The organism is Azospirillum brasilense (assembly GCF_007827815.1).
GTDB lineage: Bacteria > Pseudomonadota > Alphaproteobacteria > Azospirillales > Azospirillaceae > Azospirillum > Azospirillum brasilense_C.
The window spans coordinates 150,273-163,286 of record NZ_VITH01000009.1; the positions used below are offsets into that span (position 1 = coordinate 150,273).

The 13,014-nt window shown below is 71.5% G+C and carries 12 protein-coding genes; 3 read left to right on the forward strand and 9 right to left on the reverse strand.

From position 1 onward, the window contains the following. Positions 1-111: 111 nt before the first annotated feature. Genes FBZ83_RS19795 through FBZ83_RS19805 form a run of 3 tightly spaced genes read left to right on the forward strand, consistent with a single transcriptional unit; the run spans position 112 to position 5,803 of the window. The gene (locus tag FBZ83_RS19795) at positions 112-2,622 is read left to right on the forward strand and encodes a TonB-dependent siderophore receptor (protein WP_145687265.1); all 2,511 of its coding nucleotides are present in this window, start codon (positions 112-114) and stop codon (positions 2,620-2,622) included. Continuing rightward, entirely contained in the window at positions 2,622-3,857 is a 1,236-nt protein-coding gene (locus tag FBZ83_RS19800; protein WP_247888383.1) for an efflux RND transporter periplasmic adaptor subunit, read from the forward strand. The genes FBZ83_RS19795 and FBZ83_RS19800 overlap by 1 nt, the downstream gene beginning before the upstream one ends. Beyond that, complete coding sequence (locus FBZ83_RS19805) at positions 3,854-5,803, forward strand: MacB family efflux pump subunit (RefSeq protein WP_145687269.1); 1,950 nt, start codon at positions 3,854-3,856, stop codon at positions 5,801-5,803. The genes FBZ83_RS19800 and FBZ83_RS19805 overlap by 4 nt, the downstream gene beginning before the upstream one ends. A gap of 106 nt (positions 5,804-5,909) precedes the next feature. Here FBZ83_RS19805 and FBZ83_RS19810 read toward each other — a convergent pair whose 3' ends face one another. The 9 genes from FBZ83_RS19810 to yjfF form a co-directional block, all read right to left on the reverse strand. Continuing rightward, positions 5,910-6,779 carry a metal ABC transporter substrate-binding protein gene (locus tag FBZ83_RS19810; protein ID WP_145687271.1) on the reverse strand — a complete coding sequence of 290 codons (870 nt, stop codon included), beginning with the start codon at positions 6,777-6,779 and terminating at the stop codon, positions 5,910-5,912. Then, the gene (locus FBZ83_RS19815) at positions 6,776-7,666 is read right to left on the reverse strand and encodes a metal ABC transporter permease (RefSeq protein ID WP_145687273.1); all 891 of its coding nucleotides are present in this window, start codon (positions 7,664-7,666) and stop codon (positions 6,776-6,778) included. Before FBZ83_RS19815 ends, FBZ83_RS19810 begins: the two co-directional genes overlap by 4 nt. Then, positions 7,663-8,391: a metal ABC transporter ATP-binding protein gene (locus FBZ83_RS19820; protein ID WP_145687275.1), complete on the reverse strand. Its 729-nt coding sequence runs from the start codon at positions 8,389-8,391 to the stop codon at positions 7,663-7,665. Before FBZ83_RS19820 ends, FBZ83_RS19815 begins: the two co-directional genes overlap by 4 nt. Beyond that, a complete protein-coding gene (locus tag FBZ83_RS19825) occupies positions 8,388-9,326 on the reverse strand; it encodes a metal ABC transporter solute-binding protein, Zn/Mn family (RefSeq protein ID WP_145687277.1) in 939 nt (312 codons plus the stop codon). The genes FBZ83_RS19820 and FBZ83_RS19825 overlap by 4 nt, the downstream gene beginning before the upstream one ends. Further along, positions 9,323-9,886: a DUF6162 family protein gene (locus tag FBZ83_RS19830; RefSeq protein ID WP_145687279.1), complete on the reverse strand. Its 564-nt coding sequence runs from the start codon at positions 9,884-9,886 to the stop codon at positions 9,323-9,325. Before FBZ83_RS19830 ends, FBZ83_RS19825 begins: the two co-directional genes overlap by 4 nt. A gap of 22 nt (positions 9,887-9,908) precedes the next feature. Next, positions 9,909-10,226, reverse strand: a complete 318-nt coding sequence (locus tag FBZ83_RS19835; protein ID WP_035681963.1) for a hypothetical protein — start codon at positions 10,224-10,226, stop codon at positions 9,909-9,911. Further along, positions 10,223-10,696, reverse strand: coding sequence for a hypothetical protein (locus FBZ83_RS19840; RefSeq protein ID WP_247888384.1), 474 nt, complete (start codon positions 10,694-10,696; stop codon positions 10,223-10,225). The genes FBZ83_RS19835 and FBZ83_RS19840 overlap by 4 nt, the downstream gene beginning before the upstream one ends. Beyond that, positions 10,689-11,837: a PepSY-associated TM helix domain-containing protein gene (locus tag FBZ83_RS19845; protein WP_145687280.1), complete on the reverse strand. Its 1,149-nt coding sequence runs from the start codon at positions 11,835-11,837 to the stop codon at positions 10,689-10,691. The genes FBZ83_RS19840 and FBZ83_RS19845 overlap by 8 nt, the downstream gene beginning before the upstream one ends. Positions 11,838-12,033: 196 nt before the next feature. Further along, positions 12,034-13,011 (reverse strand): galactofuranose ABC transporter, permease protein YjfF, encoded by a 978-nt coding sequence (gene yjfF / locus FBZ83_RS19850; protein ID WP_145687281.1) that lies wholly within the window; start codon positions 13,009-13,011, stop codon positions 12,034-12,036. Positions 13,012-13,014: the final 3 nt, after the last annotated feature.

Consider the following 13,014-nt stretch of genomic DNA (forward strand, 5'->3'; position numbering starts at 1 on the left):
CCGGTTCGCGTCGAATTTTTTCCAAATCGAGGTGAGGGAGACCCCACCGACCATCGTCATGAGCTGCATACACGAAAATGCAACTCATTCGCAAAAAGGCGGGATCTGGTGATGATCGATGGCGGGGGGCGCCGGCTGCGGGGGCAGACGGCGCGCGTGAACACGGTGTGGGGAACCAGGCTGCGGGGCGGTTGGACTCCGGCGTTGTTGGGCATGCTGCTGGCATCGACCGCACTGCACGGCGCGCTGGCGGCGCCCGCGACGACCCATGAGGCGCCCGTGCAGGTGGCCCAGCAGGGCCGGACCGTCGCCTTCGCCATCGCCGCCGGACCGCTGCCGGGGGTGCTCGCCGCCTACGGGCAGGCCACCGGTTTCCAGGTCCTCTACCCCTCCGAGATCGCGCAGGGCGTTTCCTCGCCGGGGGTGACGGGCACCCTGGCTCCGCAGGACGCGCTGATCCGGCTGCTGGCCGGCACCGGCCTGATCGCGCGCTTCGTCGATCCCGACACGGTGACGCTGGAGAAGCTGCCGACCCAGGCCGGGGGAGCGGCGGTGCTCGACCCGGTGACCGTTCAGGGCGGGCTGTCCAGCGATCCCGGCCGCAGCGAGGGCACCGGCTCCTACACCATCGGATCGACCGACAGCGCCACCAAGCTGAACCTGTCCCCGCGCGAGACGCCGCAGTCGGTCAGCGTGATGACCCGCCAGCGCATGGAGGACCAGGGTCTGAACGAGATCCGCGACGTGCTCAACCAGACGGTGGGCGTGACGCGGATGCAGCGCGGCGCGATGGGCAGCGACGGGGACGAGGTCTACGCCCGCGGCTTCCCGGTAACGAACTATCAGGTCAACGGCATCCCGCGCTCGACCGTGTACGGGTTCGACGATTCCATCTCCGACATGGCGGTGTTCGACCGGGTCGAGGTGGTGCGCGGCGCGTCCGGCCTGCTGAACGGCATCGGCGAGCCGTCGGCCTCGGTCAATCTGGTCCGCAAGCGTCCGACCCCGACCCTCCAGGGCTACGCCGAGGGGCAGATCGGCTCCTGGGAGCGCTACCGCGGCGAGGCCGACCTGTCGGGCCCGCTGACCGGGAACGGCCGCCTGCGCGGGCGCGTCGTCGGCGCCTATCAGGACAACGAGAGCTTCATCGACCGCCTGCACGGGCGCAAGAAGGTGCTCTACGGAGTCCTGGAGGCCGACGTCACCGACGACACCACCTGGACGGTCGGCGTCGAGTACCAGAAGCACCGCTCCGACAACGCCTCCAACTCCGGCTTCCCGCTGTTCTACAGCGACGGGACGAAGACGGACTTCCCCCGCTCCTACAACAGCGGCGCCCGCTGGGCCTACCACATGCACGACAACCTGACGGTCTTCAGCGAGCTGAAGCATCGCTTCGGGGACGGCTGGACGGCGACGCTGAACGTGGAGCGCAACAACCGCGAATACGACAGCCTGCTCGGCTTCGGCACCCGCGGCGACCTGAACCGGGACGGCACCGGCTTGGGCGTCTGGGCGGGCCGCTGGAATTCGGACCTGGAGCAGACTTCGGTCAGCGCCGACCTGAACGGCGGCTTCGACCTGTTCGGGCGGCGGCACGACCTGATGGCCGGCGTCAGCGGCTATTACGCCAAGCGCGAGGGGCTCAGCCATCCGCTCTGGTACATTCCCGGCTACGATCCTTCGATCCCCAACTACTTCACCTGGAACGGCAGCATCGCCCAGCCGACGCTCAACCCGACCGGCCGGTCGCAGACCGACGAGCGCCAGATGGCCGCCTACGCCGCGACCCGCCTGCGCCCGCTCGACCCCCTGTCGATCATCCTCGGCAGCCGCATCAGCCGGTGGGAGCAGATCGAGAAGAGCAGCCCGAACGCGGGGGCGGGAAGCTACACCAAGCGGGCGGAGAACGGCGTGCTCACGCCCTACGCCGGTGTCATGCTCGACCTGACCGACATCTGGTCGGTTTACGCCAGCTACACCAGCATCTTCAAACCGCAGAACTACAAGGACGCCAGCGGCCGGTCCCTCGACCCGCTGGACGGCGACGCCTACGAGGCCGGCGTGAAGGCCGAGTTCTTCGGCGGCGCCCTGAACGCCAGCGCCGCCGTGTTCCTGATCAAGCAGAACAACCTGGGCGAGATCGATCCCGGCCGCTTCGCCCCGAACGGCACGCAGGCCTACCGGGCGGTGAAGGGTGCGGAAAGCAAGGGCTTCGACCTGGAGATCGCCGGTGAGGTGATGGCCGGCTGGCAGGTCGGCGGCGGCTACAGCCACACCTCGGTCAAGAACGCCGACGGCCAGCGGATCATGACCTATGTGCCGCGCGACAGCGTCAAGCTGTTCACCACCTACCGCCTGCCGGGCGCCTGGGACCGCCTGACGGTGGGCGGCAATCTCCGGTGGGAAGGGGACGTCTACGCCGGGACCGGCGCCGAGCGCTACGACCGCGACGGCTACGCGGTGGTCGATCTGATGACCCGCTATCAGATCACCGAGAAGGTGTCGGCCACGCTGAACGTCAACAACCTGTTCGACAAGAAGTATCTGAGCAACATCGACGTCTCCGGCTACTACGGCGAGCCGCGCAACGTCCTGCTGTCCCTGCGGGCGACGTGGTGATGGCGGCGCGGCGGTCGGCGGCGGCTTCCGGTTCCCGGCGCGGTGTCCGCCGCGGCCTCGCCGCCGCCGCGCTGGTGCTCGGCGGGCTGGCCTCCGCCGCCCTGCTGCGCCCGGCCGATCCCGCCGCCTCGGCGGAGGTGGCGGTGGTCGGCCGCGGCACGGTCGAGGACACGGTCACGGCGCTCGGCAAGATCCAGCCGCGCGCCTACGTCGATGTCGGCGCCCAGGTGTCCGGCCAGTTGACCCGACTGCACGTGACGGTCGGGCAGATGGTCCGCGAGGGCGATCTGCTGGCCGAGATCGACCCCGCCCTGCAACAGGCCAAGGTCGAGGCCGGGCGGGCCGAGCGCGCCCGCCTGACCGCCCTGCTGGCCGAGCAGCGGGCGCGCGCCGACTTCGCCGAGGCCCAGCTGGCCCGTCAGGCGGCGCTGCGGCGCAGCGGGTCGGGGCGCGGCGAGGCCTTCGACCAGGCCCGGATGGAGGCGCGCATCGCCGCCGCCCAGGTCGAGGCCACCCAGGCGCAGATCCGCCAGACGGACTCGACCCTCCAGGCCGACGAGGCGCAGCTCGGCTACACCCGCATCTACGCGCCGATGAGCGGCACGCTGATCGCGGTGGACGCCCGCCAGGGCCAGACCATCAATTCCGCCTACGAGGCGCCGGTGCTGATGCGGATCGCCGACCTGTCGGCGATGACCGTGTGGACCCAGGTGTCGGAAGCCGACGTGACGCGGCTGACCGACGGCATGCCGCTCTACTTCACGACGCTCGGCCATCCGGGACGGCGCTGGACCGCGCGCCTGCATGAGATTCTGCCCGCCCCGCCGAAGCCGCCGGCCTCGGGCAACGGCGGCTCGTCCGCGTCCGGCGGCGGCGGGGCCACCAACAGCGTCGTGCTCTACACCGCGCTGTTCGAAATCGCCAACGACCGGGGGGAGCTGCGCCCGGACATGACCGCCCAGGTCTTCTTCGTGGCCGCCGCGGCCAGGGACGCCGTCACGGTGCCGGTCGCCGCCCTGAACCCGGTTGCCCCGCCCCCGGCCGACACGGCGGCGGAACGGCACCGCGTGACGCTGATCGGCAGCGGCGGCGCCATCGAGACGCGCGAGGTCCGCGTCGGGGTGCGCGACCGCTTCAACGCCCAGATCCTGGAGGGTCTGGCCGAAGGCGAGCGGATCGTGGTCGGCTGGAAAACCGACGACGGCCGCCCGCCCAAAATCGGGTTCCGGCTGTGAGCGGCCCGCTCCTCGTCCTGGAGGACATCCGCAAGACCTACATCAGCGGTGGCCCCGGCGGCGGCGGCGTGGCGGTCGAGGTGCTGCGCGGCGTTTCCCTGACCGTCGAGGCGGGGGAGTTCGTCGCCATCGTCGGCAGCTCCGGCTCCGGCAAATCGACGCTGATGAACATTCTCGGCGGGCTCGACCGCCCGACCTCCGGACGCTACCGCGTCGACGGGCGCGACGTGACGGCGCTGGAGGGCGACGAGCGGGCGGCGCTGCGGCGCGACGGCTTCGGCTTCGTCTTCCAGCACTACCATCTGATCCCCGGCACGACGGCGCAGGAGAATGTCGAGATGCCGGGCCGCTACGCGGGCCTGCCCGCCGCGCTGCGCGAAGGCCGCGCCGTGGAGTTGCTCGGCCGCCTGGGGCTGGAGGAGCGGCGCCATCACCGCCCCAACCAGCTTTCGGGCGGCCAGCAACAGCGCGTGTCCATCGCACGGGCACTGATGAACGACGCCCCGGTGATCCTGGCCGACGAGCCGACCGGTGCCTTGGACAGCGCCAGCGGGGCGGAGGTGGTGGCGCTGCTGCGCGAGCTGTCCGCCGCCGGGCGCACGGTGATCCTCATCACCCACGACCGCAAGGTGGCGGAGGCCGCCGGCCGGGTGATCGAAATGCGCGACGGCCGCATCGTCGCCGACAGCGGCCGCCCGGCCCCGTTGCCGGCGGCCCCCTCCCCCGCCCCGGCGGAACGCCCGGACGTCGGCGCCTCCCTGTGGACCGACGCAGGGGAAGCCCTGTCGGCGGCGCTGCGGTCGCTGGGAGCCAACGGCTTCCGGACGGCGCTGACCCTGCTCGGCATCGTCATCGGCGTGGCGTCCGTGATCGCCCTGCTCGCCATCGGCGAGGGCGCCAAGCAGGCGGTGATGGCGCGGGTCGGCGCGCTGGGGGTCAATCTGGTCTATGTCGTGGCGGGCAGCGGCGATCCCCGCCTGCCGGCCACGCCGCTGACCGAGGCGGACGGCGAGGCCATCCTGGACTTGCCCAACGTCGAGAGCGTGATGCCCTTCCTCGCCGCGCCGGTGATGGCCCGCCACGGCAACATCGACCACCGCACCGAAGTCCTGGCGACCTCGGCGTCGCTGCCGCTGACCCACCGCTGGCCGGTCGCCCAGGGGGTCTTCTTCACCCGCGCCGACGAGCGGGCCGGGGCGGCGGTGGCGGTTCTCGGCCACCGCGTCGCCGAACGGCTGTTCCCGCGCGGGGAGTCGCCGCTGGGCAAGCATGTGCTGGTCAACAACATCCCCTTCCTGGTCACCGGCGTGATGGCGCAGAAGGGCGACCTGACCGGCAACCAGAGCACCGATGACTGGGTGTTCGTGCCGCTGTCCACCGGCGTGCAACGGCTGATCGGCAAGCCGGACCTGGAGTTGATCCTCGTCTCGGTGCACGACGTGGGGCGGATCGCGCAGACCCGCGACGCCATCCACGCCCTGATCGCCGGGCGTCACGGCCAGGAGGATTTCCAGATCCACGACGGGACCGCGCGCATCCAGGCGGCGGCGGAGACCCAGGACACCATGACGCTGCTGCTCGGCTGCGCCGCGGTCATCACGCTGCTGGTCGGCGGCATCGGGGTCATGAACATCATGCTGGTCAGCGTGACCGAGCGGACCCGCGAGATCGGCATCCGCATGGCCGTCGGCGCCCGCGCCGCCGACATCGAGCGGCAGTTCCTGATGGAGGCGGCGCTGGTCGCCGGGCTGGGCGGGCTGGCCGGGGTGGCGCTGGGGCTGGCCGGCGGCGCGGTGATCGGGCTGCTGGCGATGCCGGTGGTCTTCACCGCGACGGCGATCGCCGGGGCGGTGGCGTCCGCCGTGCTGACCGGCATGGTCTTCGGCCTGATCCCCGCCCGCCGCGCCGCCCGGCTCGACCCGGTGGCGGCGCTGGCGAGCGAGTGATCGGGGTGTTGCCCCCTCCCTAACCCTCCCCCGCTTCGCAGGGGAGGGAGAAAAAAAGTCCCCTCCCCTGCGAAGCGGGGGAGGGTTAGGGAGGGGGCAATGAGTTTCAGGGAGGGAGCAACCCCGCCTCCACCTGCTCCGCCATCCGTGCCAGCGCCGTGTCCATCGCCGCCGGCGGGCCGCTCTCCAGACTGTCCAGCACGATCAGCCGGGCGCCGCCGTCCGCCACCGCCCGGGCGATCTCCGGTGCCGGCGGACGGTGGTGCAGCACGACGGGAATCGCCTCGGCCTTCAGGGTAGCGGTCAGCTCGGCCAGACGCTCCGGCGTCCAGTCACGGTCGTCGCGGGTCCAGACCCGGCGCAGGTCGAGCCCGAGGTCGGCGGCCAGCGTGGCGAAGCGGTCGGACAGCGCCGCCGCCGACGGGTCCGGCAACGCGGCGAACGCCTGCGCCGACCGGGAGGACACAGTCAGCAACCCGCGCTTCAGGGCGGCGAGATTCGCGTCGATGGCATCCTTGGAAGCGGGATAGAGGCGCCGCAGGTCGGCGGCGAGGATGTCGGCCATCCGCCCGGCGTTGGCGATGCCCAGCCAGGGGAAGGCCGCACCGCCGCTGACCGCGATCCCCGGCAAGGCGCCGTCCACCGGCCGGGCGGCGTCGATCTCGACGAGGCGGATGTTGGCGCGCCGCGCCAGCGGGTAGAGCGGGTCCTCGGCCCAGGCGGAGCGCAGGGTCAGCACCGCGTCGGCCTTGCGGGCGGCCTCCGCCAGCCTGGCCTCGCCGCGCCCGCTCAGGAAGGCGTGCTGGCGCCCCATGGGGATGGCCGGCGGAACCACCGCCTCCACCGCCACCGGCGTGCCCTTCGTCAGCGCCTGGGCCAGCCCGGCGGTGACCGGATGCCCGGCCAGCACCGTCTCGGCGGAGGCGCCCGCCACCGTGGACAGCAGCAGGAGCGCCGCGAGCGTGACGCGCTTCATCCCTCTTCCCCTTTCATGAACAGGCGCGCCAGCAGCGCGCCCAAAAACAGCAGCCCCGCCGCCAGGATGATGGCGCCGCCCGACGGCACCGGCAGGGCGAGTTGCACGGGCAGCAGGATTCCGGCCACCGCCGCCACACTGGCGAAGGCGACCGACAGCAGGAAGAAGCCGCGCAGCGACGAGGCGACGACCCGCGCCGCGGCGGCGGGAATGACCAGCAGCGCCCCAACCAGGATCGCGCCGATGATCTTGACCGACGCGACGGTGACCACGGTCACCAGCACGATGAACAGATAGTCCAGCCCCTTCACCGGCACGCCGCGCACCCGCGCCAGCGCCGGGTTGAAGCTGGCCAGCAGCAGCCGGTTGAACAGCGGCAGCATCAGCGCGGTCACCCCGAGGGCCACCACCAGCAGCACGGTCAGGTCGCCGTCGTCCACCGTCAGGACCGAGCCGAACAGCACATTCTCCAGGATGTGGATGTTGACCCGGCTCGCCAGGATCAGCAGCAGGCTGGCGCCCAGCGCCAGCGACACCGACAGGAAGACGCCGATCAGCGTGTCGGCGGTCAGGTTGCTGCGGTTGCGCGTGTAGTTGACCAGCAGCGCGAACAGCAGGCAGTAGCCGAACAGGCTGGCGTAGGGGCCGGTGTAGGGCTCCCCCACCAGGATGCCGATGGCGACGCCGGTCAGCGCGGCGTGGCCGACCGCTTCGGAAAAGAAGGCCAGCCGCTTGGTCACCACCAGCGTGCCGAGCCCGCCAAGCACCGGACCGATGACCAGCCCGGACAGCAGCGCGTTGACGAGAAAGCCGTGGGTCAGGCCGGCGGGCAGCAGCCCGGCCCCGGCCCAGCCCTGGATCAGGGCGCGCAACGCCTCGAAGCTCATGACGCGATCCTCTCGGCTCCGGCGCGGCGCGGAACCGCCGAGAACAGGTCGAACACCCGCTCCGGCGACAGCATCTCCAGCGGGGCGCCGTCGAACAGCACGCGCCGGTTCAGGCCGGTCACCCGCGTCGCCAGCCGGCGCACCTGGGCCAGATCGTGCTCCACCCACAGGACGGTGGTTCCGGCGGCCGACAGCTCGGCCAGCAGGGTTTCGAAGATGGCGATCCCGGCCTCGTCGAGCGCGGTCATCGGCTCGTCCAGAACGATCAGGTCCGGCGCCGGGATCAGCGCCTGGGCGAGCAGGACGCGCTGCCGCTCGCCTCCCGACAGGGCGCCGAAGCGGCGGCGGGCCTTGCCGGCCATGCCGACGCGGTCCAGCGCCGCGCCATAGTCGATGCGGCGGTCCGGCCCGAGGAAGGCGGGGCGGCGCTGGCACAGCACGGCCAGGAAGTCCTCCACCGTCAGCGGCAGGCCGCGGTCGAACTCCACCGATTGCGGCACGTAGGCGACGGTGCCCGGCCCGTTGCCCGGCCAGTCGAGCCGGATCGTCCCGCGGTGCGGCGCCTGACCGAGCAGGGCGCGGATCAGCGACGACTTGCCGCCGCCGTTGGGACCGACCAGCGCGTGGACGGTGCCCGCCGCGACGCGCAGGGACACCTCGTCGAGGATCACCGTGCGGCCCAGCGTCAGGCCCACCGCGTCGAACAGGATGGCGGGACCCGTCACGGCGCCGCCTCGACCATCGCCAGAACCAGCGTGTCGAGGTTGCGGGCCATCTCGCGCTCGAACAGGTCGGGCGCGTAGTCGCCGTGCGCGATGTGGGAGAAGGCGTAGAGCCGGATGCCGGTCTCGCGCCGGATCGTCTCCACATAGGCGCTGGGGAAGTTCAGCTCCGAGAAGATCACCTGCACGTCGAGCTTGCGCATCGTCGCGATGGTCTCGGCGAGCTGGGCCGGGCTGGGCTCGATGCCGTGGGCGGGCTCGACGACGGCGGAGACCTCCAGCCCGAACTCCCGCAGCAGGTAATCGTAGGCGCCGTGGATGGTGGCGACGCGCAGGCTGGCGGTGCCCGCCGTCGCCAGCTTCGCCAGCGCGTCGGCCCGCAGCTGGCGCAGGCGGCGGGCATAGGCGCGGGCGTTGGCGGCGTAGGCGGCGGCGTTGTCCGGGTCGAGCCGCCCCAGCTCGCGCGCGATGGTCGAAACCTGGAGGACCGAATTGGTGATCGACAGGAAGCTGTGCGGGTTGACCACCTTCCCCGCCGCCCGCGCCGCCGTTCCCGCGGCGGGCAGCAGCGGCACGTCGGCGTTGGATTCGACCACCGGCAGCGACGGCTTCGCCGAGGCGGCGATCATCCGCCCGGCGAAATCGTCGTGCCCGATGCCGTTCAGGACGATGGCGTCCAGCCCGCCGATGCGCTGGATGTCCTCCGGGCGCGGTTCGTAGGCGTGCGGGTTGAAGCCGGCGGGGATGATCGGCACGACCTCGGCCGCGTCGCCGACGATGTTGGCGACGTAGGAATAGTAGGGGTGCAAGGTGACCCCGAAGCGGCGACGCCCGGCGGGAGCCGCGACGGCGCGAACGGGCATGGTCGCGGCGGGCATGGCCGCGGCGGCCAGGGCGCCGGCCAGGATCAGGCGGCGGCTCGGAAGAGTGCTGGTCATCGGGTCACCCCGGCGGTGAAGGTGGAGACGATCCGCTTCCAGCCGGCGGCGGCCAGGGCCGCGTCCTCCGGTGGGGCGGGAGGGGCTTCGGCGGCGCGCTTCAGCCAGATGTCGGCCCCATGGCCGTCCAGCCGCAGCACCAGGGACCCGGCCAGCTCCGGCGCGGCGGAAACGCCGGCGTAGGCGATCCCGTCGCCGGTTTCGGCGAAGGGCCCGGCAAAGGTCCAGGCGTGGCCGCCGCGCGCCGCCGCGCTGGGATCGGCGGCGAAGGGCGGCAGCGCCTCGGCGGCCAGCTCCTCCGGCGTCGGCGCCCGGCCCTCCGCCTCCCGCAGAGCGGCGATCTCCTCCCCCGCCGCCTTCAGGTCGGCGTAGAGGCCCTGCTCGGCGGCGGTCAGGCCGGTGCGGGAGTCGATGAGGTGGGCGGCCAGCGGGGCGTCCGCCTCCGGAACGGCGCGCAGCCCGACCGCCAGGGCGGCGGACACGAGAATGGCCCCGGCGGCCAACGCGACCCATAGGGTCTCGCGCTCGGCCCCGGCGCGGCGGACGATCTGGTGATGCATGGTTCCGGCTTCGCTGGGGGCGCTACTTGATCGCCGTGTGCTCGATCTCGACCGTGTGGCCGGGGCCGGCGTCGAACAGGACGTAGAAGTCCTGCGCGGGACGCTGGAAGGACAGCGTGGAATCCGGTCCCAGCTTGCCCTTGACCAGCACCTGCTCGTCGTAGGCGATGACGTCCAGAACGACGCCGGGCGCCTTCGAGCCGTCGGAGAAGCCGCCGGTGCATTGCACGGTCTCACCCTCCACCATCCGGCATTCGCAGATCGGGTAGTGGGCCTGCGCCGCACCGGCGGCGCACAGGGCGAACAGCCCCGCCAGGGCGAACAGGCGGTGGGTCTTCATCGCTTTCCTCCGAAAATCTCGCCCAGCGGCAGGGACGCCTGATGCACCCCGCCGCTCCAATCCTCCATGGTCACCCACAGCTCCTCCCGGCCGCCAAGCTCGTCCGGAACCGTCACGTCGGCCTCCCGCTCATAGGGATTGCCGAAGGCGAGCGCGCCGGCGGTGCGCAGACTGCGCGGCTTGCCGACGCGCAGGAACACGCCGCGCACCCGGTCGATGTCGGCGGGACGGATGTGGATGCGGTATTCCTTCATCCGCTCCCCCGTCGGCATGCGGGCGGGCGCCTCGTCGTAGGTCGCCAGCGTCACCGGAAAGGGGCCGACGGCGATGTCCCGCCGGATCTCGGGCGGGACGAAAATCGGCTTCGGGCTGAAATAGTCGGGCAGGAAGGGCAGCGGCACCAGCATCATCAGGGCGCTGAGATGGAACTTGCCGCGTTGCCAGTAATGCCGCATCGAGTCATTACGCATTGGACGGGCCCTCCGCCAGCCGCGCCCCGCGCCGGACGCCGCGCACCGCCTCGACCGTGGCGCGGGCGGTGCGCTTCATCCAGATCAGCATGCCGCTGAAGACCAGCGTGGTCATCAGCAGGCCGAAGGCGAACCACACCAGCTTGACCGGCAGACCGCCGAAATCGCCGGTGTGCAAGGCGCGCATGATGGTGCGGGTCAGCTCGATGCCGGACGCCGCCTCCATCCCGCCCTCGATGAGGATCACCTCGGCGGTGAAGGGATTCACCCGGACATAGTCGGGCAGCAGCGGCACCTGCCCGCTGGACGCCGCCACCGTGGCCGGATCATAGGCGGTGCCGGGCAGCGACAGGTAGCGCAGCCGCATGTCCGGCAGGGCCGCCTGGGCGCTGGCCAGGACGGCGTCAACGTCCGGTCTCGGCGCGGTCGCGCTCACCGGGATCTGGTCGCGGGCCAGCAGCACCGGCGCCTTCCCGCCGCCCAGCCCCATCCCGAGATGGAACAGCATCATGTAGATGAGGAACCACAGGCTGGTGACCGAGATGACCGCGATGAACCAGATCGACCATGTGCCGGCGACGCGGTGCAGATCGCCCCACATCACCCGCGGCGCCTGCCGCCAGCGGATGCGCGGCTGGTAGAAGGATTTCCAGAAGCGCTTGTAGACCACCAGCCCGGTGACCAGCGACCCGACGAGGGGGATGGCCAGCAGGGTCACGAGGTACCAGCCCACGGGGAAGGTCATCAGCCAGCCGTGCAGGGCGCGGACGAAGGCTTGGAACGAGTTGCCGGTGGACAGCCCCTGCACCGCCCCGCTGACCGGGTTGACCCAGGCGGTGGTGGAGGTGCCGTCGGGCATCGACATGCGGGCGCTGACCGCCATGTGGGAGCCGCCCCAGCTCAGCGAACTCACCCGCCCGCCCGGCGCCGCGGCCTCGGCGGCGGCGATCAGCGCGCTGGCCGGCAGCGGCTCCCCGGCGCCCGACGCCCGCATGGCCGGGTTGACCAGCCACATGATCTCGGTGCTGACCACGGCGACGGTCCCGGTCAGGCAGACGAAGAACAGGAAGGCCCACAGGGGCATGGCCAGCCAGGAGTGCCACAGGAACCACAGCCGCGTGCGCGACTTGCCAACGCTCATCTCGTCCTCATCCGCAAGGAACCACCGCTCCGACTCTCCAGACGACCGGACCGACCCGTCGCCTCACGGTCAAATGCGAAGAATTCTCATTTTCGTTTTGCGGCAAGGAACGGAAGGCGGGCGTAAAGCCCGATCTGGCGGGCCTTACGCCCGAGAATTGGAAACGTTGGTCGCCACGGTCACCAAACCGGAGGGGTCACGCCTCCGCCGGGGTGCCGCCGCGGCCGGTCCAGACGGCCAGCAGGCCCTTCTGCAGCAGGATGAAGACGAACAGCAGGACGCCGATGGCGATCTTCGTCCACCAGCTGCTCAGACTGCCGTCGAAGGTGATGTAGGTCTGGATCAGGCCCTGGATCAGCAAGCCGATGAAGGTGCCGATCACGTAGCCGTAGCCGCCGGTCAGCTGGGTGCCACCGATCACCACCGCGGTGATGGTGTCCAGCTCCACCCCCGTCGCCGCCAGCGAGTAGCCGGCCCCGGTGTAGAGCGAGAAGACAATTCCCGCCAGCCCGGCCAGCAGCCCCGACAGGGCGTAGACCGCCACCGTGGTGCGGCCGACCGGCACGCCCATCAGCTCCGCCGACTGGCGGTTGCCGCCCAGCGCGTAGAGGTTGGCGCCGAAGCGGGTCCAGTGGGCGCAGACCACCGCGGCAGCAACCACCCCCAGCATCAGCAGCGCCGGCAGGGTCAGCTTGCCGCCGCCGTCGAAACGCAGCGCCAGATCGCCCAGCTCGGCGTAGAGCGGGTGGTTGATCGGGATGGAATCGGTGCTCAGCACGAAGCCGAGGCCGCGGGCGACGAACATGCCGGCCAGAGTGACGATGAAGGGCGGCATCTGGAAGACGTGGATGACGGCGCCCATCGCCGCGCCGAAGCCGCCCGCCACCGCCAGCGCCGCGGCGAAGGCGGAGACGGGGTGCCAGCCGCCCTGCTCGATCAGCACCGCCAGCAGGACGGTGGTGAAGCCGATCACCGCCCCCACCGACAGGTCGATGCCGCCCGACAGGATCACGAACGTCATGCCGACCGCCGTGATGCCGAGGAAGGCGTTGTCGGTCAGCAGGTTGCCGACGACCCGCAGCGAGGCGAAAGCGGGGAACTGCGCGGCGCAGAGCAGGAAGCCGACCACCAGGACGGCGCTGGTCACCAGCAGGGGAAGGAAACGGTGGATCATGGC

Coding starts and splice junctions, on each gene's coding strand:
- FBZ83_RS19795 (WP_145687265.1), top strand. CDS start 112: ATGATCGATGGCGGGGGGCGCCGGCTGCGGGGGCAGACGGCGCGCGTG.
- FBZ83_RS19835 (WP_035681963.1), bottom strand. CDS start 10,226: ATGAAGACCCACCGCCTGTTCGCCCTGGCGGGGCTGTTCGCCCTGTGC.
- FBZ83_RS19840 (WP_247888384.1), bottom strand. CDS start 10,696: ATGCGTAATGACTCGATGCGGCATTACTGGCAACGCGGCAAGTTCCAT.
- FBZ83_RS19825 (WP_145687277.1), bottom strand. CDS start 9,326: ATGACCAGCACTCTTCCGAGCCGCCGCCTGATCCTGGCCGGCGCCCTG.
- FBZ83_RS19800 (WP_247888383.1), top strand. CDS start 2,622: ATGGCGGCGCGGCGGTCGGCGGCGGCTTCCGGTTCCCGGCGCGGTGTC.
- FBZ83_RS19815 (WP_145687273.1), bottom strand. CDS start 7,666: ATGAGCTTCGAGGCGTTGCGCGCCCTGATCCAGGGCTGGGCCGGGGCC.
- FBZ83_RS19810 (WP_145687271.1), bottom strand. CDS start 6,779: ATGAAGCGCGTCACGCTCGCGGCGCTCCTGCTGCTGTCCACGGTGGCG.
- FBZ83_RS19845 (WP_145687280.1), bottom strand. CDS start 11,837: ATGAGCGTTGGCAAGTCGCGCACGCGGCTGTGGTTCCTGTGGCACTCC.
- yjfF (WP_145687281.1), bottom strand. CDS start 13,011: ATGATCCACCGTTTCCTTCCCCTGCTGGTGACCAGCGCCGTCCTGGTG.
- FBZ83_RS19830 (WP_145687279.1), bottom strand. CDS start 9,886: ATGCATCACCAGATCGTCCGCCGCGCCGGGGCCGAGCGCGAGACCCTA.